The sequence below is a fragment of the Enterobacter sp. CPE_E890 genome, from assembly GCF_046521475.1.
Taxonomy (GTDB): domain Bacteria; phylum Pseudomonadota; class Gammaproteobacteria; order Enterobacterales; family Enterobacteriaceae; genus Enterobacter; species Enterobacter adelaidei.
In genome coordinates, this window is sequence record NZ_JBKFZW010000001.1 from 1,464,108 (window position 1) to 1,482,615 (window position 18,508).

At 56.3% G+C, this 18,508-nt stretch carries 20 protein-coding genes and 1 riboswitch; of the genes, 12 read left to right on the forward strand and 8 right to left on the reverse strand.

Annotation, left to right across the window (positions count from 1 at the left end; all coding sequences use genetic code 11):
* Positions 1–66: 66 nt before the first annotated feature.
* Together ACLHV9_RS07250 and bioA are read right to left on the reverse strand one after the other, a co-directional pair.
* The gene (locus tag ACLHV9_RS07250; RefSeq protein ID WP_108090560.1) at positions 67–543 is read right to left on the reverse strand and encodes a kinase inhibitor; all 477 of its coding nucleotides are present in this window, start codon (positions 541–543) and stop codon (positions 67–69) included.
* Positions 544–591: 48 nt separating this feature from the next.
* A complete protein-coding gene (bioA, locus tag ACLHV9_RS07255; RefSeq protein ID WP_407220337.1) occupies positions 592–1,881 on the reverse strand; it encodes an adenosylmethionine--8-amino-7-oxononanoate transaminase in 1,290 nt (429 codons plus the stop codon).
* Positions 1,882–1,967: 86 nt separating this feature from the next.
* Between bioA and bioB the strand changes: the two genes are divergently transcribed.
* The 4 genes from bioB to bioD are packed head-to-tail and all read left to right on the forward strand — an operon-like array spanning position 1,968 to position 5,595.
* Positions 1,968–3,008, forward strand: coding sequence for a biotin synthase BioB (gene bioB, locus ACLHV9_RS07260; protein WP_407220338.1), 1,041 nt, complete (start codon positions 1,968–1,970; stop codon positions 3,006–3,008).
* Positions 3,005–4,162, forward strand: coding sequence for an 8-amino-7-oxononanoate synthase (gene bioF, locus ACLHV9_RS07265; RefSeq protein WP_407220339.1), 1,158 nt, complete (start codon positions 3,005–3,007; stop codon positions 4,160–4,162). The genes bioB and bioF overlap by 4 nt, the downstream gene beginning before the upstream one ends.
* Positions 4,146–4,901, forward strand: a complete 756-nt coding sequence (bioC, locus tag ACLHV9_RS07270; protein WP_049006461.1) for a malonyl-ACP O-methyltransferase BioC — start codon at positions 4,146–4,148, stop codon at positions 4,899–4,901. Before bioF ends, bioC begins: the two co-directional genes overlap by 17 nt.
* The gene (gene bioD / locus ACLHV9_RS07275; protein WP_407220340.1) at positions 4,894–5,595 is read left to right on the forward strand and encodes a dethiobiotin synthase; all 702 of its coding nucleotides are present in this window, start codon (positions 4,894–4,896) and stop codon (positions 5,593–5,595) included. Before bioC ends, bioD begins: the two co-directional genes overlap by 8 nt.
* Here the strand turns inward: bioD and ACLHV9_RS07280 are convergent.
* On the reverse strand, positions 5,558–6,280 hold the full coding sequence (locus tag ACLHV9_RS07280) for an ABC transporter ATP-binding protein (RefSeq protein WP_028019393.1): 723 nt from the start codon (positions 6,278–6,280) through the stop codon (positions 5,558–5,560). The genes bioD and ACLHV9_RS07280 overlap by 38 nt on opposite strands.
* A gap of 753 nt (positions 6,281–7,033) precedes the next feature.
* On the opposite strand from ACLHV9_RS07280, the gene uvrB reads away from it, so the two are divergent.
* Positions 7,034–9,049 (forward strand): excinuclease ABC subunit UvrB, encoded by a 2,016-nt coding sequence (gene uvrB, locus ACLHV9_RS07285; protein ID WP_049006456.1) that lies wholly within the window; start codon positions 7,034–7,036, stop codon positions 9,047–9,049.
* A gap of 72 nt (positions 9,050–9,121) precedes the next feature.
* Here uvrB and yvcK read toward each other — a convergent pair whose 3' ends face one another.
* Positions 9,122–10,030 carry a uridine diphosphate-N-acetylglucosamine-binding protein YvcK gene (yvcK, locus tag ACLHV9_RS07290; protein WP_028019391.1) on the reverse strand — a complete coding sequence of 303 codons (909 nt, stop codon included), beginning with the start codon at positions 10,028–10,030 and terminating at the stop codon, positions 9,122–9,124.
* Between the two features lie 225 nt (positions 10,031–10,255).
* Positions 10,256–10,390: riboswitch (molybdenum cofactor riboswitch) on the forward strand.
* Here yvcK and moaA point away from each other — a divergent pair.
* The 6 genes from moaA to ACLHV9_RS07320 all read left to right on the forward strand — a co-directional run bounded on the left by moaA (position 10,378) and on the right by ACLHV9_RS07320 (position 13,857).
* Entirely contained in the window at positions 10,378–11,367 is a 990-nt protein-coding gene (gene moaA, locus ACLHV9_RS07295; protein WP_407220341.1) for a GTP 3',8-cyclase MoaA, read from the forward strand. Its footprint overlaps the riboswitch before it by 13 nt.
* A 24-nt stretch (positions 11,368–11,391) precedes the next feature.
* Complete coding sequence (gene moaB, locus ACLHV9_RS07300) at positions 11,392–11,904, forward strand: molybdenum cofactor biosynthesis protein B (RefSeq protein WP_049008692.1); 513 nt, start codon at positions 11,392–11,394, stop codon at positions 11,902–11,904.
* 3 nt (positions 11,905–11,907) lie between these two features.
* On the forward strand, positions 11,908–12,393 hold the full coding sequence (moaC, locus tag ACLHV9_RS07305) for a cyclic pyranopterin monophosphate synthase MoaC (protein WP_407220342.1): 486 nt from the start codon (positions 11,908–11,910) through the stop codon (positions 12,391–12,393).
* The gene (gene moaD / locus ACLHV9_RS07310) at positions 12,386–12,631 is read left to right on the forward strand and encodes a molybdopterin synthase sulfur carrier subunit (RefSeq protein WP_023310854.1); all 246 of its coding nucleotides are present in this window, start codon (positions 12,386–12,388) and stop codon (positions 12,629–12,631) included. Before moaC ends, moaD begins: the two co-directional genes overlap by 8 nt.
* Position 12,632: 1 nt before the next feature.
* The gene (gene moaE / locus ACLHV9_RS07315) at positions 12,633–13,085 is read left to right on the forward strand and encodes a molybdopterin synthase catalytic subunit MoaE (protein ID WP_028019387.1); all 453 of its coding nucleotides are present in this window, start codon (positions 12,633–12,635) and stop codon (positions 13,083–13,085) included.
* 64 nt (positions 13,086–13,149) lie between these two features.
* Entirely contained in the window at positions 13,150–13,857 is a 708-nt protein-coding gene (locus tag ACLHV9_RS07320; protein WP_028019386.1) for a Bax inhibitor-1 family protein, read from the forward strand.
* A 77-nt stretch (positions 13,858–13,934) separates the two neighbouring features.
* Here the strand turns inward: ACLHV9_RS07320 and ACLHV9_RS07325 are convergent, their stop codons facing one another.
* The 3 genes from ACLHV9_RS07325 to ACLHV9_RS07335 are packed head-to-tail and all read right to left on the reverse strand — an operon-like array spanning position 13,935 to position 16,893.
* Positions 13,935–14,897 carry a YbhN family protein gene (locus tag ACLHV9_RS07325; protein WP_407220343.1) on the reverse strand — a complete coding sequence of 321 codons (963 nt, stop codon included), beginning with the start codon at positions 14,895–14,897 and terminating at the stop codon, positions 13,935–13,937.
* Entirely contained in the window at positions 14,897–16,135 is a 1,239-nt protein-coding gene (gene clsB, locus ACLHV9_RS07330; RefSeq protein WP_049008684.1) for a cardiolipin synthase ClsB, read from the reverse strand. Before clsB ends, ACLHV9_RS07325 begins: the two co-directional genes overlap by 1 nt.
* Positions 16,132–16,893, reverse strand: coding sequence for an endonuclease/exonuclease/phosphatase family protein (locus ACLHV9_RS07335; protein ID WP_407220344.1), 762 nt, complete (start codon positions 16,891–16,893; stop codon positions 16,132–16,134). The genes clsB and ACLHV9_RS07335 overlap by 4 nt, the downstream gene beginning before the upstream one ends.
* Before the next feature lie 133 nt (positions 16,894–17,026).
* Here ACLHV9_RS07335 and ACLHV9_RS07340 point away from each other — a divergent pair, with 133 nt between their 5' ends.
* Positions 17,027–17,437: a YbhQ family protein gene (locus ACLHV9_RS07340; protein ID WP_014883088.1), complete on the forward strand. Its 411-nt coding sequence runs from the start codon at positions 17,027–17,029 to the stop codon at positions 17,435–17,437.
* Here the strand turns inward: ACLHV9_RS07340 and ACLHV9_RS07345 are convergent.
* Positions 17,399–18,505: an ABC transporter permease gene (locus ACLHV9_RS07345; protein WP_028019382.1), complete on the reverse strand. Its 1,107-nt coding sequence runs from the start codon at positions 18,503–18,505 to the stop codon at positions 17,399–17,401. The genes ACLHV9_RS07340 and ACLHV9_RS07345 overlap by 39 nt on opposite strands.
* Positions 18,506–18,508 lie beyond the last annotated feature (3 nt).

Sequence of the window (18,508 nt, forward strand, 5' to 3'; positions counted from 1 at the left end):
TGCGCTTACCGGGCCTACGAGTGCGAAATCCAGGCCGGGTAAGGCGTAGCCGCCACCCGGCTTTTTTTATGAATACATCGCCGTAATCGACGCGCTGCCAAGCGTATGGAAATGTACGTTAAACCCCACCATCGCGCCGCTCGCCCCTTCATCCACCTCAATCTTGTCCACATCCAGCGCATGCACCGTGAAGATATAGCGGTGGGTTTCCCCTTTTGGCGGCGCTGCGCCACCGTAACCCGCTTTACCAAAATCGGTACGGGTCTGAATCGCGCCTTCAGGCAGAGCAACCAGGCCTGAGCCGGAACCCTGTGGCAGTACGCGTGTGTCGGCGGGCAGGTTCGCCACAATCCAGTGCCACCAGCCTGAGCCTGTCGGTGCATCCGGGTCGTAACAGGTGACCACAAAACTTTTGGTTCCGGCCGGAACCTCGTCCCACGCAAGGTGCGGGGAGATATTATCCCCCTGGTACCCCATGCCGTTGAAAACATGACGCTCCGGCAGTTTTTCACCGTCGCGCAGATCTTTACTGATGATTTTCATACGATTTACCCTCGTTAATCACTCGTGCAGAAAGTGTAATGCATAGGGTTAAATCGCGAAATGCGCGGGAATGTTAACGGCTTCGACGACCGCGTCGGTGAGCTTCCGCAACTGAACGGGCGTAATGATATACGGCGGCATCAGATAGATAAGCTTGCCGAATGGGCGAACCCAGACGCCACGTTCGACAAAGAAGCGCTGTAGTGCGGCCATATTCACCGGATGGGTGGTTTCAATCACGCCGATGGCGCCCAGCACGCGTACGTCCGCCACAAAATTCGCACCCGAGGCGGCGCTCAGCTCTGCTTTCAACTGCGTCTCAATCGCCGCAACCTGCGTTTGCCACTCGCCGCTTTCCAGAATGGCAAGGCTTTCGCTCGCCACCGCACAGGCCAGCGGATTGCCCATAAACGTCGGGCCGTGCATAAAGCAGCCCGCTTCACCGTCGCTTATGGTGTCGGCAACGTGACGGGTGGTGAGTGTGGCGGAAAGCGTCATCGTACCGCCGGTGAGCGCTTTACCCAGACACAGAATATCTGGCGCGATGCCCGCATGTTCACAGGCAAACAGCTTACCCGTACGGCCAAAACCGGTGGCGATCTCATCGGCAATCAGCAGAATGCCCTCGCGATCGCACATCTTGCGGATACGCCTCAGCCACTCCGGGTGGTACATCCGCATCCCGCCGGCACCCTGCACAATAGGCTCCAGGATCACCGCGGCGATTTCGTGACGATGCGCCGCCATCAGGCGGGCGAAACCGACCATGTCCATCTCGTTCCACTCGCCGTCGAAGCGGCTCTGCGGGGCCGGAGCAAACAGGTTTTCCGGCAGATACCCCTTCCACAGGCTGTGCATAGAGTTATCCGGATCGCACACCGACATCGCCCCGAAGGTATCCCCGTGATAGCCGTTGCGGAAGGTCAGGAACCGCTGGCGCGTTTCGCCCTTCGCGTGCCAGTACTGCAGCGCCATTTTCATCGCCACTTCCACCGCCACGGAGCCGGAGTCGGCCAGGAACACGCACTCCAGGGCTTCAGGCGTCATTGCCACCAGGCGACGGCATAAATCCACCGCGGGCTGATGGGTTATCCCGCCAAACATCACGTGCGACATCTGGTCAATCTGCGCTTTCATCGCCGCATTCAGGCGCGGGTGGTTGTACCCATGAATAGCTGCCCACCAGGAGGACATTCCGTCAACCAGCGGCTCACCGCTGGTGAGGTGTAGCTCGCAACCGCGTGCCGAAGCCACCGGGTAGACGGGAAGAGGGCGGGTGGTGGAGGTGTAAGGGTGCCAGATATGCTGCTTGTCGAAGGCGAGATCGTCCTGGGTCATAATCGACTTGTAAACCATTTTGAAAAGTTTTAGGTTTACGAGTATAAACCGAACCGAAAATTAACAAAACCCTTTGGAGAAGCCCAATGGCTCACCACGCACGCTGGACGATGTCGCAAGTCACTGAATTATTTAACAAGCCTTTCCTTGATCTGATGTTTGAAGCCCAGCAGGTACATCGTCAGCACTTCGACCCCCGCCATGTACAGGTCAGTACGCTGCTGTCGATCAAGACCGGTGCCTGCCCGGAAGATTGCAAATATTGCCCACAGAGCGCGCGTTATAAAACCGGTCTGGAATCTGAACGGCTGATGGAAGTCGAGCAGGTGCTCGACTCCGCCCGTAAGGCGAAAAACGCGGGCTCGACCCGCTTCTGCATGGGTGCCGCGTGGAAAAACCCGCACGATCGCGATATGCCGTATCTGGAGCAGATGGTAAAGGGCGTTAAGGAGATGGGACTCGAAGCCTGTATGACCCTTGGCACGCTGAATGAAGAGCAGGCGCAGCGCCTCTCTGCGGCAGGCCTGGATTACTACAACCACAACCTCGACACGTCGCCAGAGTTTTACGGCAATATCATCACCACGCGAACCTACCAGGAGCGTCTGGACACGCTGGATAAAGTCCGTGATGCCGGTATTAAGGTCTGTTCAGGCGGTATTGTGGGCTTAGGTGAAACGGTGAAAGATCGCGCGGGTCTGCTGCTGCAGCTGGCGAACCTGCCAACGCCGCCGGAAAGCGTGCCGATCAACATGCTGGTGAAGGTCAAAGGCACGCCGCTGGCGGATAACGAAGACGTGGATGCGTTTGACTTTATCCGCACCATTGCGGTGGCGCGCATCATGATGCCGACCTCTTTCGTTCGCCTCTCCGCAGGTCGCGAGCAGATGAACGAGCAGACCCAGGCGATGTGCTTTATGGCCGGGGCCAACTCCATCTTCTACGGCTGCAAGCTGCTGACCACACCGAACCCGGAAGAGGATAAAGACGTTCAGCTGTTCCGTAAGCTGGGGCTTAACCCGCATCAGACCGAGGTGCTGACGGGTGATAACGAGCAACAGCAGCAGCTGGAGCAGCAGATATTCAACGCCGACACCGACCAGTTCTACAACGCGGCAGCCGTATGACCTGGCAGGCACGTATCCATTCCGCGCTGGAAGAGCGCCTGGCGGCAGAGGCGTTTCGCGTCCGCAGGGTGGTTGAAAACGGTGCAGGCCGTTTTCTTACCCGTGATAACCGGCAGTTTTGTAATTTCTCCAGCAATGATTATCTCGGGCTGAGCCAGCATCCGGCCATCGTTCGCGCCTGGCAGCAGGGGGCGGAGCGATTTGGCGTGGGCAGCGGCGGTTCAGGACATGTCAGCGGATACACTACAGCGCATCAGGCGCTGGAGGAGGAGCTTGCGGACTGGCTGGGTTACCCGCGTGCATTGCTGTTTATCTCGGGTTTTGCGGCCAATCAGGCGGTTATCGCTGCCCTGATGGGAAAAGATGACCGCATTGTTGCCGACCGTTTAAGCCACGCCTCGCTGCTGGAGGCGGCAAATTTAAGCCCGGCTCAGCTGCGCCGTTTTGCCCATAACGATGCGGGACAGCTTGCTATGCTGCTGGATAAACCCTGCGACGGGCAACAGCTGGCGGTCACGGAAGGGGTGTTCAGCATGGACGGCGACAGCGCGCCGCTTGCCGCGCTGCACGAGGCAGCAAAAAGGCAAAACGCCTGGCTGTTGGTCGACGATGCCCACGGTATTGGTGTGATGGGGGATGAAGGGCGCGGCAGCGCGCACCAGCAAGGCGTGAAGCCGGAACTGCTGATTGTGACCTTCGGCAAAGGCTTTGGCGTCAGCGGAGCCGCCGTGTTGTGCAGTGAGTCCGTTGCTGACTATCTGTTGCAGTTCGCCCGGCATTTGATCTACAGCACCAGCATGCCACCCGCCCAGGCCGTGGCGTTATCTGCGTCAATGGCGGTGATCCGCAGCCAGGAAGGCAAAGAACGTCGTGCGCGTCTGGCGGAGCATATTCAGCGTTTTCGTCAGGGGTTGTGCCATCTTCCTTTCCGCAGTACCGATTCGCAAAGCGCCATCCAGCCGGTGATCGTGGGTGAAAACAGTCTGGCGCTCACGCTGGCAGAGACGTTGCGCGAGAAGGGAATGTGGGTCACTGCCATCCGCCCACCTACCGTACCGCCGGGCACGGCGCGTTTGCGTCTGACGCTGACGGCGGCGCACGAAGCAGAGGACATTTCGGCACTTCTGGAGGCTCTGTATGTCGCCAGTCAATAAACAGGCCATTGCGGCAGCGTTTGGCCGGGCGGCACGCAGCTATTCGCAGCATGATGAACTCCAGCGCCAGAGTGCACGGGGGTTACTGGCTTTACTCGGCGCGAGCCGTTTTGAGCAGGTGCTGGATGCCGGATGTGGTCCCGGCGGGAATAGTCGATACTGGCGCGAGTCGGGAAGCCACGTTACGGCCATTGACCTGTCATCAGACATGCTTGATGAGGCGCGTCATCAGCAGGCTGCGCACCACTATCTGGTGGCGGATATCGAGGCCATTCCGTTGGCTGAGGCACAATTTGATCTGGTCTGGAGCCATCTGGCAGTGCAATGGTGTAACAGCCTGCCACTGGCGTTAAGCGAGCTTTATCGCGTGGCGCGTCCGGGTGGCAAGGTGGCCTTTACCACGCTGCTGGAAAGCTCGCTACCGGAGCTGGATCAGGCGTGGCGAGCAGTTGATGAACAGCCGCATGCCAACCGATTTTTATCGCATGATCAGGTCACGCAGGCGCTGGCAGGCTGGCGCTATCGAAGCACGGTGCAGGTCATCACCCTCAATTTCAGCGATGCCGTCAGTGCCATGCGCTCGCTCAAGGGCATTGGTGCCACGCACCTGCATGCCGGACGCGAGAAAAAGCCTCTCACTCGTGGGCAGTTGCAACACCTGGAGCTGGCCTGGCCACAGCAGCGGGGGCATTTCCCGCTCTCTTATCAACTTTTTCATGGGATTATCGAACGTGACTGAACGGTATTTTGTCACCGGAACGGATACGGAAGTGGGCAAAACAGTTGCCAGTTCTGCACTGTTACAGGCGGCGCGTCAGAGGGGAAAAACAACTGCTGGCTATAAGCCAGTTGCCTCCGGCAGCGAGATGACTGCGGAAGGGTTACGCAACACCGACGCGCTGGCGCTGCAGCGTAACAGCACCCTTAAACTCGACTATTCAGCGGTGAATCCCTACACCTTCGCCGAGCCGACGTCGCCGCACATTATCAGCGCCGATGAAGGCCGACCGATTGATTTCGCCGTGCTGTCTGCCGGGTTGCGGACACTGGAAAACCAGGCAAACTGGGTGCTGGTGGAGGGGGCAGGCGGCTGGTTTACGCCGCTTTCGGACACGCAGACGTTTGCTGACTGGGTACAGGCTGAGCGGCTCCCGGTCATTCTTGTTGTCGGCGTCAAGCTGGGCTGCATCAATCACGCTATGTTGACCGCACAGGCCGTACAGCAGGCTGGACTGCGTCTGGCGGGCTGGATTGCCAACGACGTAGTTGAACCCGGTAAACGACACCAGGAGTATCTGGCTACGCTCAGGCGTGTCCTTCCCGCGCCGTGCCTCGGGGAAATTCCCTGGCTTGCTGACGGCGCGGAAAATGCCGAAACGGGTCATTATCTCGATCTCAGCGTCTTGCTTCCCGCGACATCCAGTGAGCGATGAGCTCGTCATCCAGTTCCTTAACGTGGCCCTGCGCCACGTTACGCCCGCGATAGAGCATACAGAAACGGTCCGCAACCCGGCGGATAAACGACAGCTGCTGTTCAGCTAATAACACCGTCATACCTAACTCCCGGTTTAAGCGCGCCAGCAGCTGCCCCAGTTTCTGTGCAAAGCCATGACCTGCACCATGCATGGGTTCATCCAGAATCAGCATTTGCGGGCGATTCACCAGCGCATTGGCCAGAGCCAACTGATACTGGTCGTCCGGTAAGAGCGCGTTGGCGCGGGTCTGTCGCAGCGCGTAGAGCTCCGGGAAAAGGTCGTAAACATCGCTTTTTGCTTCCGGGTCGGGTTTTCCCGTTGCCCGCATGGCAATATGCAGATTCTCCTCGATCGTTAACTGGGAGAAAATCCGCCTGTCCTGCGGGACATAGCCTATTTTCGGGTCTGAACGTTGTTCTGATGGCGGGTTGAGCAAATCACATGGCGGGGCCCCTGCTTCATGCCAGATAATCGTGCCGCTCTCGACGGGCAATTTGCCGGCGATGCAATTCATGAGCGTGGTTTTTCCCATTCCCGGCAGGCCAACTACGCCTGTACACATCCCCTGCGGAAAATCTAAATCCACGTTCCATAGCGTATGTTGGCTTCCGTAAAACTGATTCACTGCACGCAGACTCAACATCTTTCTCTCCTTAAAAATGTGTGTAGGTGAGGCTCGTTTTTGATTGTGCAAAACTCCTGCCAGAAACCTGAAAGTGATTAAAAAAAGAGCTTTTTTAGGAGTAAGCCTCAACGTTGCGGGATGACAAATTGACGACTTGCACATCGACGGTGCCGGAGATGTTGAGTTGTGGTGCAAGGCAGGAAATGACGGAAATGTGAGCAAGATCCCATCGGTTGGTTATGAATGACGCAACTGTTAATCATCAAAAAATAGCTATAAAAATTTTTTGTTGTTGTCTCATGGGAAAATCCGGGAATTTGCTGAGCGGCAGTCTGCACGGGCTGGAAGCAGTTATCCACTATTCCTGTGGATAACCATGTGCATTAGAGTTAGAAAACACGCGATAAGCGAGAGAAGACGCGGCTTACGCCCAAATTGGCGCGAAACGCGGCTTTAGGAAATATCGCTTATTATTTAATTGGTTAGATAAAAGCAATTCCCGTAATGAAAGTGTCACCGGTTGCCATAAAACTATCATTACCTGGCTTGACAAATGTTAAAAAAGAAAAAGTTCTGGGGATAACCTGGCCCGGGTGGTGTTTTATGTTGTCAGAGTCCAAACTTTGACCGCTATTGCGCTAATCATTCAGACGCTACTCTAAATATCCTGACATGCTACTGGTTTTTCATCCAGTGTTTTTTACTGGCATTCCTGGCAACAAGGAGTAAAATTACTCACCTGCCGCTTATAACGTCATCAGGTTGTCGCCCATGAGTAAACCGTTCAAATTGAATTCTGCTTTCCGTCCATCTGGCGATCAGCCTGAGGCGATCCGTCGTCTGGAGGAGGGGCTGGAAGATGGGCTGGCGCACCAGACGCTGCTGGGGGTAACCGGCTCGGGCAAAACGTTTACCATTGCCAACGTTATCGCGGACCTCCAGCGTCCCACAATGGTGCTTGCCCCCAACAAAACCCTGGCCGCGCAGCTTTATGGTGAGATGAAAGAGTTCTTCCCGGACAACGCGGTGGAATATTTTGTCTCCTACTACGATTACTACCAGCCTGAAGCCTATGTGCCGAGTTCTGACACCTTCATTGAGAAAGATGCCTCGGTAAACGAACACATTGAGCAGATGCGTCTTTCCGCAACGAAGGCGCTGCTTGAGCGTCGTGATGTGGTGGTGGTGGCGTCTGTTTCTGCGATCTACGGTCTGGGCGATCCGGATCTGTATCTCAAGATGATGCTGCACCTGACGCAGGGGATGATCATCGATCAGCGTGCGATTTTACGCCGTCTCGCAGAGCTGCAGTACACCCGCAACGACCAGGCGTTCCAGCGTGGCACCTTCCGCGTACGCGGAGAGGTGATCGACATCTTCCCGGCAGAATCGGACGACATGGCGCTGCGCGTCGAGCTGTTTGACGAAGAGGTTGAACGCCTGTCGCTATTTGACCCGCTGACCGGCCACATCGAGTCGGTGATCCAGCGCTTCACCATCTACCCGAAAACGCACTACGTCACGCCACGCGAGCGTATCGTGCAGGCGATGGAGGAGATCAAAGTGGAGCTGGCCGAGCGCCGTAAGGTGCTGCTGGCGAACAATAAGCTGCTCGAAGAGCAGCGCCTGAGCCAGCGAACCCAGTTTGATCTGGAGATGATGAACGAGCTGGGCTACTGCTCCGGCATCGAAAACTACTCACGCTTCCTCTCCGGGCGCGGGCCGGGCGAGCCGCCGCCGACGCTGTTTGATTACCTCCCGGCAGATGGTTTGCTGGTGATCGACGAATCCCACGTCACTATCCCACAGATCGGCGGGATGTATCGCGGTGACCGCGCGCGTAAAGAGACGCTGGTGGAGTATGGTTTCCGACTGCCATCGGCGCTGGATAACCGTCCGATGAAGTTTGAAGAGTTCGAGGCGCTAGCGCCGCAAACCATTTACGTGTCGGCAACGCCAGGCAACTACGAGCTGGAGAAATCAGGCGACGAGGTGGTTGATCAGGTGGTGCGTCCAACAGGGCTGCTGGACCCGGTCATTGAAGTCCGGCCGGTGGCGACTCAGGTGGATGACCTGCTTTCCGAGATCCGCGCCCGTTCCGCAATTAACGAGCGCGTGCTGGTGACCACGCTCACCAAGCGCATGGCAGAAGACCTGACCGAGTATCTGGAAGAGCACGGCGAGAAGGTGCGTTATCTGCACTCGGATATTGATACGGTTGAGCGTATGGAGATTATCCGCGATCTACGTCTGGGTGAGTTCGACGTGCTGGTGGGGATCAACCTGTTGCGAGAAGGTCTGGACATGCCGGAAGTCTCGCTGGTGGCGATTCTGGATGCAGACAAAGAAGGCTTCCTGCGTTCTGAACGCTCCCTGATCCAGACGATTGGCCGCGCCGCGCGTAACGTTAACGGTAAAGCGATTCTGTACGGCGACAAAATTACGCCGTCGATGGCGAAAGCGATTGGTGAAACGGAGCGCCGCCGCGAGAAGCAGCAGCGCTACAACGAAGAGCACGGCATCATCCCTCAGGGGCTGAACAAGAAGGTGGTGGATATCCTGGCGCTGGGTCAGAACATTGCGAAGACCAAAACGAAAGGTCGCGGCAAGGCACGTTCAGTGGTGGAAGAGGATACCGTCGTGCTGACGCCGAAAGCGTTGCAGCAGAAAATCCACGAGCTGGAAGGGCAGATGATGCAGCACGCGCAGAATCTGGAGTTCGAAGAGGCGGCTCAGATCCGCGACCAGTTGCATCAGTTGCGGGATCTTTTCATCGCGGCATCGTGAGTAAAGCGTTGTTTTCTCCCTCTCCCCGTGGGAGAGGGCCGGGGTGAGGGCATCAGGCCGCACAAAACGAATCTATCCCAGCGCCTGAATCGCTTTCTCCAGCGCCTCACGCAGCAGGTGGCGGTCATGGCGGTATTTGATGTCTGTGGCCTCCAGCGGCTCCTGCACTACCAGACGATCGCCGATACCTGATACATCAACTTTCGGCCCGACCACCACGCCGTCAATGATCTTCTTCCCGACGTAATGCTCCATTAAATTCAGTTTGTCCGGCAGTGACAAGCTCGCCGCTGCAGGGCTCAGCTCACGGCCCAGGTTACCGATGTAAACCATCGGGGCAGGGGTGCGTCGCAGCGCCTGTGCCAGCTCTTTCACCAGCAGAATCGGCATCAGGCTGGTATAAAAACTGCCCGGACCGATCAGGATAAGATCCGCTTCCCCGATTGCCTCCACCGCTTCTCGCGTGGCGGGTACGCTCGGGTAGGTCATTAACTCTGTTGGCGGCAGGACGAGTTGGTCAATATTCACCTCGCCGTAAACTTCATGTCCTTCGGCATCGATTGCCATCAAGTCAACCGGTTGTTCAGACATAGGGATCAGGAATGCATCCACTTTAAGCAGATTACGGATTAAATTGATGGCTTCCAGAGGCCGTACGCTCAGGTGATCAAGCGCCTTTAACATCAAGTTTCCGAGGTTATGCCCGGAAAGTTCGCCATTACCGCCAAAACGGTACTCAAACATCGCCGAAGCAACGCTCGGTTCAGTAATTAACTGGTTCAGACAGTTGCGCATGTCTCCCCAGGCAATGCCGCCTTCGGCACGACGGATGCGTCCGGTTGAGCCACCGTTATCGGTGGTGGTTACTATCCCTGTCAACCTTGAGCCGAGTGACGACAAAGAGGACATCACCCGACCCAGACCGTGGCCTCCGCCAAGAGCGACTACCCGGTCAAGATCCGCAAAAGTGCGATTGCGCATACGTATTCCTTATCACGTTTGATCGCGTAACAGTAACCTAACTACCCCTAAAAGACGATGCCTCAGCCGATGCAAAATGACGTATATCAATGTGAAAGTGCGGTTTTTAGGTATTCTGTAGTGAAAATGCAGGATTGATTCGTTATATAGATGATTATATAGCGAAAAGCGATAATGGCGCAGTCAGAATTTCCGCGCTACTATCGCCATAACCACGTTTTCAAAATTGAAAACATACACTCTAGCCCTTGTGCCTGTGTCGAAAGATATGGCGCTCTGGCCGTGGCGAATTTGCCACCAGGGTACAGAAAGAAATGACTGTGCCTCCCGTATCTGGAAAGGTGTACATGGCTTCACAACTTACTGATGCTTTCGCGCGTAAGTTTTATTACTTACGTCTGTCGATTACCGACGTGTGCAACTTCCGTTGCACCTACTGTCTGCCCGATGGCTACAAACCGGGCAGCGTCACCAATAACGGCTTTCTCTCCGTGGATGAAGTGCGGCGCGTGACACGTGCATTCTCTGAACTCGGCACGGAAAAAGTGCGTCTGACCGGGGGCGAGCCCTCGCTGCGTCGCGACTTCCCCGACATCATTGCCGCCGTGCGTGAAAACGAACGTATCCGCCAGATTGCGGTCACCACCAACGGCTACCGCATGGCCCGCGATGTGGCGAACTGGCGTGACGCTGGCCTGACGGCGATTAACGTCAGCGTCGATAGCCTGGACGCCCGTCAGTTCCACGCCATTACCGGGCAGGATAAATTCCAGCAGGTCATGGACGGTATCGACGCCGCGTTCACGGCCGGCTTTGAAAAAGTCAAAGTCAACACGGTGCTGATGCGCGATGTAAACCATCATCAGCTGGACACCTTCCTGGCGTGGATCAAATCCCGTCCCATTCAACTGCGCTTTATCGAGCTGATGGAAACCGGCGAGGGCAGCGAGCTGTTCCGTCGCCATCACATCTCCGGCATGGTGCTGCGCGACGAGCTGCTGAAACGCGGCTGGCTCCATCAGATCCGCCAGCGCAGCGACGGCCCGGCGCAGGTCTTCTGTCACCCGGATTACGAAGGGGAGATTGGGCTTATCATGCCCTATGAGAAAGACTTCTGCGCCAGCTGCAACCGCCTGCGCGTCTCTTCTGTTGGCAAGCTCCATCTCTGCCTGTTCGGCGATGGCGGCGTGGACCTTCGCGATCTGCTGGATGACGATGCGCAGCAGGATGCGCTTGAAGCACGCATCTCTGAAGCCCTGACGCATAAAAAACAGACCCACTTCCTGCACCAGGGCAACACCGGTATTACTCAAAACCTGTCCTATATTGGCGGGTAATCAGGCTTAAGAGGGAATCAGAAGATGAGTCAGGTAAGCGCAGAATTTATCCCGACACGTATTGCCATTCTTACCGTTTCCGACCGCCGTGGCGAAGAGGATGATACCTCCGGCCACTGGTTGCGTGATGCAGCCCACGAAGCGGGCCATAAGATTGTTGATAAAGCGATTGTGAAAGAGAACCGCTACGCCATTCGCGCGCAGGTTTCTCAGTGGATCGCCAGCGATGACGTACAGGTGGTGTTGGTTACCGGCGGTACGGGTTTCACGGCGGGCGATCAAGCCCCCGAGGCGCTGGTCCCCCTGTTCGATCGCGAAGTGGAAGGCTTCGGTGAAGTGTTCCGTATGCTCTCGTTTGAAGAGATTGGTACCTCCACGCTGCAGTCGCGCGCGGTAGCGGGTGTCGCGAACAACACCCTGATTTTCGCCATGCCCGGCTCGACGAAAGCCTGCCGCACCGCGTGGGAAAACATTATCGCCCCGCAGCTGGATGCCCGAACCCGTCCGTGTAATTTCCATCCTCATTTAAAGAAATAAGCTATGTCGCAACTGACCCACATAAACGCCGCTGGCGAAGCGCATATGGTCGACGTCTCCGCCAAAGCCGAAACGGTGCGCGAGGCGCGCGCGGAAGCGTTCGTCACCATGCTGCCGGAGACCCTGGCGATGATTATCGACGGTAGCCACCATAAGGGCGACGTCTTTGCCACCGCCCGCATCGCCGGGATTCAGGCCGCCAAACGGACCTGGGATCTTATCCCGCTGTGCCATCCGCTGATACTGAGCAAGGTGGAAGTGAATCTGCAGGCGCAGCCAGAGCACAGCCGCGTGCGCATTGAATCACTCTGCCGCTTAACCGGCAAAACGGGCGTGGAGATGGAAGCCCTGACGGCGGCCTCCGTTGCCGCGCTGACCATCTACGACATGTGCAAAGCGGTGCAAAAAGATATGGTGATTGGCCCGGTTCGCCTGCTGGCGAAAAGCGGCGGAAAATCCGGCGATTTTAAGGTGGACAGCCATGATTAAGGTGCTCTTTTTTGCGCAGGTGCGCGAGCTGGTGAATACCGACAGCCTGACGCTGGATGCGTCCTTCGAAAACGTTGCCGCCCTGCGCGCGCATCTTGCCGCACAAAGCGACCGCTGGGCGCTGGCGCTGGACGAAGGCAAGCTGCTGGCCGCCGTGAATCAGACGCTGGTTGAATTCACCCATCCGCTGAACGCAGGGGATGAAGTGGCGTTCTTCCCACCGGTGACCGGGGGCTAAAATGGCGGAAACACGAATTCTGGTAGGTCCTGAGCGCTTCAGCGTCGGTACAGAATATAGCTGGCTAGCGGAGCGTGATGAAGACGGTGCGGTGGTGACCTTCACCGGCAAAGTGCGCAATCACAACCTGGGTGACAGCGTGAAAGCACTGACCCTGGAGCACTATCCTGGCATGACGGAAAAATCGCTGGCGGCGATTGTGGAAGAAGCGCGCGGGCGTTGGCCGCTCGGACGAGTAACGGTGATTCACCGCATCGGCGAGATGTGGCCTGGCGAGGAGATTGTCTTCGTCGGGGTGACCAGCGCACACCGTGGCAGCGCGTTTGCGGCAGGGGAGTTCATTATGGATTACCTCAAAACCAAAGCGCCGTTCTGGAAGCGTGAAGCCACCCCGGAAGGTGACCGCTGGGTTGAATCTCGTGATAGCGACAAACACGCCGCCAGCCGTTGGTAGTCGGTTTACGTGGATGTGTTAATCTTAACGTGTGTGTCTACTTAAACTTAATCAGGAGTGAATCATGGACCGATTTCCGCGTTCCGATTCAATAGTACAGCAGACCCGTAGCGGCCTGCAGACGTATATGGCTCAGGTGTATGGCTGGATGACGGTTGGCCTGTTGCTGACCGCGTTTATCGCGTGGTATGCGGCCAATACACCGGAGCTGATGATGTTTATCTTCTCCAGCAAAATCACCTTCTTTGGGCTGATTATTGCCCAGCTAGCGTTGGTGTTCGTCCTTTCAGGCCTGGTGCAAAAGCTCAGCGCCGGCATGGCGACCACGCTGTTTATGCTCTACTCGGCGCTGACCGGGCTGACGCTTTCCAGCATTTTCATCGTTTACACTTACTCTTCCATCGCCAGTACCTTTGTGGTGACCGGCGGGATGTTTGGGGCGATGAGCCTCTACGGTTACACCACCAAACGCGATCTGAGCGGCTTTGGCAGTATGCTGTTTATGGGGCTGATTGGGATTGTGCTGGCGTCTCTGGTGAACCTGTGGCTGAAAAGTGAAGCGCTGATGTGGGCGGTGACCTATATCGGGGTGGTGATCTTTGTTGGGTTGACGGCTTATGACACCCAGAAGCTGAAAAACATCGGTGAGCAGATCGACGTACGCGACAGTTCGAACCTGCGTAAATACGCGATTCTGGGCGCGCTGACGCTGTATCTGGACTTTATCAACCTGTTCCTGATGCTGCTGCGTATCCTCGGCAACCGTCGTTAAGGTTGTTTTGCCGGGTGGCGGCTGCGCCTTACCCGGTATACGAAACTAAAAACGGCAACCTGGTTGCCGTTTTGCTTTTATTTTGCCAACGCCTTCTCGTTCTTCGCTCTCAGCTTTTTCGCCCGACTCTCCAGCATCAGATAACAGACCGTTGCCAGCACCAGCGGCAGGAAGTAATACAGCATGCGGTAGGCCAGCAGGGCAGCGATAATTGTCCCCTGAGAGACATGTTCCCCGGCCAGCAGCGCGATAAACACCGCCTCCAGCACGCCGATCCCTGCCGGAATATGGACAATCACCCCGGCAATACTGCTCACCAGCAACACGCCCAGCACGAAGAAGTAGTTCACATTTTCGCCAATCAACAGCCAGATAATCGCCCCCATCGCCATCCAGTTGGCGCTGGATACCGCCATCTGCAACACCGCGAAGCGCCATGAAGGTAATACCAGTTTTTGCCCTTTAATGGTCATATGACGGCGTTTAGCGAAGGCGCAGGCCCACAGATAAAAAGCGATAATCAGCAGCAACACGATGCCGAGAATACGCAGCGTGGCCTCATCGATATACCAGTGCGCGGGCAACTGCACCACGCCGAGGGTAAAAATCACCCCGCCGAGCAGAATATACCCCAGCCAGTTGGTGGTAATGCTGAGCGAGAAAATGCGCGTGATGGTTCCGCCCGGTAGTCCCAGCCGCGAATAGAGGCGATAGCGCATGCCAATCCCCCCGACCCAGGTGCTTAGCGTCAGGTTAAAGGCATAACATATGAACGACACCAGCATAACCTGGCGTTTAGCCAGCTTGTGGCCGCAATAGGCGCGGCCCAGCAGGTCATAGCAGCCGTACATCAGATAGCTGATAATGACCAACCCAACTGCACCCAGCAGTACCAGCCGGTTGTAGTTGCGGATAACTTTCCACACCTCTTCCCAGTCAACTTTCTGCGCGTACACCACCAGCAGCACGGCGACTGCAACAAAGAAGATCCAGGTGAGGATTTTTTTTGCCAGCCGCCAGCGCGGATGTGATTTTGACATCAGGTTTTCCCTCCGTCTTGCGCTTCAACGCGATCCTGGGTTTCCATTTCAGGTTGTACAGGCGGCTCCACGAGCGCCAGTTTTGGCGTATGCGCCGGCAGCCAGCCGACCATCGCCGGGAAATGGCGCAGGAAGTGGAACACCACCACGCTGATACCCAGGTTCCACCAGGTGCGTTTGGGCACCATAGATTCATCCACGCGCACGCAGTCGTTGACGATCAACGCCTGCAGGTTATCCCGCAGGGTCTGGTTAAACTGGCGATCGTAAATGATCAGGTTCGCTTCAAGATTGAGCGATAAACTTAGCGGATCAAGGTTACTGGAGCCCACGGTTGCCCAGTGATCGTCCATCAGCGCAACTTTGCCGTGCAGCGGGCGACGGCGGTATTCGTAAATCTGCACGCCGCCTTTCACCAGATAGTGATACAGCAGCCGTGCGCCGACTTTGACTATCGGCATATCCGGCTCGCCCTGCACAATCAGCTTCACACGCACACCCCGTCGGGCCGCATTGCGCATGGCATGCAGAAGACGATAGCCCGGGAAAAAGTAGGCGTTGGCGATGATGACCTCGCGCTTCGCGTTGGCGAGCATCTTCAGATAATGACGCTCAATGTCGTTTCTGTGCTCGGCGTTATCCCGCCAGACGAACAGCGCCTGCGCTTCGCCGGGATTCCGGTTCTCTTCCGGACGATGGCGGCGTTTCCACCAGCGACGTGCAACCTCTTTACCGGGCAAGTTTTCCAGTTCGAACTGCAGGATATCCTGAACCACAGGCCCTTCGATGCGGATCGCATAATCCTGTTTCGCTTCCGGGCCGTAATCGGACATATGCTCAGCGGAGTAGTTTATGCCGCCGACAAACGCCACCGTCTCATCCACCACCACAATTTTGCGGTGCATCCGGCGGAAAAGGTTGGTACGCATGCCGAACAGGCGAGTGCCGGGATCGTAGTAGCGGAAGATCACACCCGCTGAAGTGAGTTCATTGACGAAGGCGTCGCTGAGATCCGGTGAACCATAGCCGTCCAGGAGGACTTCAATATTGACACCACGCCGGGCGGCGCGCAGCAGCACGCTGTGCAATTGTTTACCGACGTCGTCTTCGAACCAGATAAAGGTTTCGAGGATCACTTTCTGCTTTGCATGGTCAATCGCTTTGAACACGGCCGGGTAATACTCGTCCCCATTAACCAGCAGCGTGATCCGGTTGCCATCTTGCCAGGAACATTTCATAAGTGGATCTCCGCACTGAGCGGGGCATGGTCCGAGAGATGTCGCCAGTTGAGTAGCGCCAGGGCGGTAGGACTGCTGGCGTAAGCATTTTTCACGTAGATCCGGTCAAGACGCAGCAAGGGGAAACGTACCGGAAAGGTACGCGCGGGTCTGCCGGTCGCGCGGGTGAAAATTTCTTCCAGCCCGGCATTCACTTTCAACGGATGGTTCGCCCGCTGTCGCCAGTCGTTGAAATCACCGGCCACGATCACCGGTTCACCTTCGGGAAGTGCATTAGCCCACTCTGCCAGCATGTTCAGCTGCGCCTGGCGATGGGCTTCGCGCAGACCGAGATGAACACAGCCGACATGGAGGGGAAGCTCAAGGTCGGGCGGAGTGATACGGCAGTAAAGCAGGCCGCGTTTTTCGCTTTCCCCTACGGAAACGTCGCGGTTCTCGTAATATTCAATCGGGAAACGTGACAGCACCGCGTTACCGTGATGGCCTTCCGGGTAGACGGCGTTGCGTCCGTAAGCGTAATCACTCCACATGGTGTCAGCCAGAAATTCGTAGTGGGGCGTGTCGGGCCAGTTCTCAACGTGGAGCGGATGCACTTCGTGTGCGCCCATTACCTCCTGCAGGCAAACAATGTCCGCATTGACGGTGCGTACCGCGTCGCGCAGCTCCGGTAAAATGAAGCGGCGGTTAAATGCTGTGAAGCCTTTATGAATGTTTATTGTCAGCACGTTAAGCGAGAAATGCTGCATTTTTGGCGTCATAAGCTCCTTCCTGAGTGTCTATCCCGATGAAAATAAAGTGTAGTCGGCGTCACAAAAAGATGCGGTGTTACGGAATTTTCCGTAAAGTGCGGTAGTCTGAATAAGCAGAGAAAAATCCTTCAGGAGAGAAGCCATGAAGTGGCAACAACGTGTTCGTGTCGCAACTGGCCTCAGTTGCTGGCAGATAATGTTGCATTTACTGGTCGTGGCCGTACTGGTGATGGGCTGGATGAGCGGCACGCTGGTGCGTGTTGGCCTGGGACTGTGCGTCCTCTACGGCGTCACCGTACTGTCGATGTTGTTCTTACAGCGCCATCATGAAGCACGCTGGCGTGAGGTGGGTGATGTGCTCGAAGAGCTCACCACCACCTGGTACTTTGGTGCCGCGATGATTGTGCTTTGGTTGTTGTCCCGTGTGTTGCAAAACAACCTGCTGCTGGCCCTGGCCGGTCTGGCAATCCTCGCAGGGCCTGCGGTGGTCTCGTTACTGACCAAAGAGAAAAAGCTACGCAATGTTGCGTCTAAACATCGCGTACGCCACTGAGCCCGTCGTGGCCGCTATGACCAGTAGCGGCCACAAACTTCCCCACACAATATCCAGACTCGCATCCTTCAGATAAATTTGCTTGGTGATATCCGTAAAGTGTCGAATCGGGTTTATCCACGTTAAATCCTGCAACCACACCGGCATGTTCTCGACAGGGGAAACATACCCCGAAAGCAAAATCGCTGGCATCATAAAGACGAACACCCCGATAAACGCCTGCTGCTGCGTGGAGCAGAGCGCTGAAATCAGCAGTCCAAATCCCACCAGTGACAGACCATAAATCACCATCGTGAAGTAAAACAGCGCCAGCGATCCGGCGAAGGGGATCTGGTACGCCCAAATACCCACGCCCAGTACAATGGTGGCCTGAAAGGTGGCAACAATCAGGGCCGGAACCGCTTTACCGACGAAAATTTGCCAGGTGGCGAGCGGAGAAACCAGCAGCTGATCCAGTGTCCCTTGTTCGCGCTCGCGGGCGACGGACAGAGAGGTGACGATCATCACCCCAATGGTGGTGATCATGGCGATCAGCGACGGTACCACAAACCATTTGTAATCCAGATTCGGGTTATACCAGTTACGCACCACCAGCTCGCTGTTATTGGGTTTGGGTTTGCCCTCCATCAGCTCCTGCTGGTAATTCTTGACCACCTGTTGCAGGTAGTTGGCCGCGATCTGGGCGCTGTTGGAGTTACGTCCGTCGAGGATCAACTGCATGGGGGCGGTCTGGAAAGTGTCCAGGTTACGGGAAAAATCTGCCGGGAATCTCACCAGCAGCAGCGCTTTTTGTGTGTCGATAGTGGGCTGGATTTCCTGCGGGCTTTTCAGCAGCAGAATATGGGTAAAGGCTTTTGCGCGTGCAAAACGCTGCGTCAGCTCAACGGCGTGTTTACCGTTGTCTTCGTTGTAGATGGCGATGGTGGCGTTCGTCACCTCAAGCGTGGCGGCAAACGGAAACAGTAAAACCTGAATAAGTACCGGCAACACCAGAATGGCACGGGTTTGCGGCTCTCGCAGCAGCGATTGCAGCTCTTTGCGGATCAATGTCCATAAACGGTGAAACATGTT

Excerpts from the sequence above, each read along its gene's own strand:
- ACLHV9_RS07250 (WP_108090560.1), bottom strand. The coding sequence starts at position 543 with ATGAAAATCATCAGTAAAGATCTGCGCGACGGTGAAAAACTGCCGGAG.
- bioA (WP_407220337.1), bottom strand. The coding sequence starts at position 1,881 with ATGACCCAGGACGATCTCGCCTTCGACAAGCAGCATATCTGGCACCCT.
- bioB (WP_407220338.1), top strand. The coding sequence starts at position 1,968 with ATGGCTCACCACGCACGCTGGACGATGTCGCAAGTCACTGAATTATTT.
- bioF (WP_407220339.1), top strand. The coding sequence starts at position 3,005 with ATGACCTGGCAGGCACGTATCCATTCCGCGCTGGAAGAGCGCCTGGCG.
- bioC (WP_049006461.1), top strand. The coding sequence starts at position 4,146 with ATGTCGCCAGTCAATAAACAGGCCATTGCGGCAGCGTTTGGCCGGGCG.
- ACLHV9_RS07280 (WP_028019393.1), bottom strand. The coding sequence starts at position 6,280 with ATGTTGAGTCTGCGTGCAGTGAATCAGTTTTACGGAAGCCAACATACG.
- uvrB (WP_049006456.1), top strand. The coding sequence starts at position 7,034 with ATGAGTAAACCGTTCAAATTGAATTCTGCTTTCCGTCCATCTGGCGAT.
- yvcK (WP_028019391.1), bottom strand. The coding sequence starts at position 10,030 with ATGCGCAATCGCACTTTTGCGGATCTTGACCGGGTAGTCGCTCTTGGC.
- moaA (WP_407220341.1), top strand. The coding sequence starts at position 10,378 with ATGGCTTCACAACTTACTGATGCTTTCGCGCGTAAGTTTTATTACTTA.
- moaB (WP_049008692.1), top strand. The coding sequence starts at position 11,392 with ATGAGTCAGGTAAGCGCAGAATTTATCCCGACACGTATTGCCATTCTT.
- moaC (WP_407220342.1), top strand. The coding sequence starts at position 11,908 with ATGTCGCAACTGACCCACATAAACGCCGCTGGCGAAGCGCATATGGTC.
- moaD (WP_023310854.1), top strand. The coding sequence starts at position 12,386 with ATGATTAAGGTGCTCTTTTTTGCGCAGGTGCGCGAGCTGGTGAATACC.
- moaE (WP_028019387.1), top strand. The coding sequence starts at position 12,633 with ATGGCGGAAACACGAATTCTGGTAGGTCCTGAGCGCTTCAGCGTCGGT.
- ACLHV9_RS07320 (WP_028019386.1), top strand. The coding sequence starts at position 13,150 with ATGGACCGATTTCCGCGTTCCGATTCAATAGTACAGCAGACCCGTAGC.
- ACLHV9_RS07325 (WP_407220343.1), bottom strand. The coding sequence starts at position 14,897 with ATGTCAAAATCACATCCGCGCTGGCGGCTGGCAAAAAAAATCCTCACC.
- clsB (WP_049008684.1), bottom strand. The coding sequence starts at position 16,135 with ATGAAATGTTCCTGGCAAGATGGCAACCGGATCACGCTGCTGGTTAAT.
- ACLHV9_RS07335 (WP_407220344.1), bottom strand. The coding sequence starts at position 16,893 with ATGACGCCAAAAATGCAGCATTTCTCGCTTAACGTGCTGACAATAAAC.
- ACLHV9_RS07340 (WP_014883088.1), top strand. The coding sequence starts at position 17,027 with ATGAAGTGGCAACAACGTGTTCGTGTCGCAACTGGCCTCAGTTGCTGG.
- ACLHV9_RS07345 (WP_028019382.1), bottom strand. The coding sequence starts at position 18,505 with ATGTTTCACCGTTTATGGACATTGATCCGCAAAGAGCTGCAATCGCTG.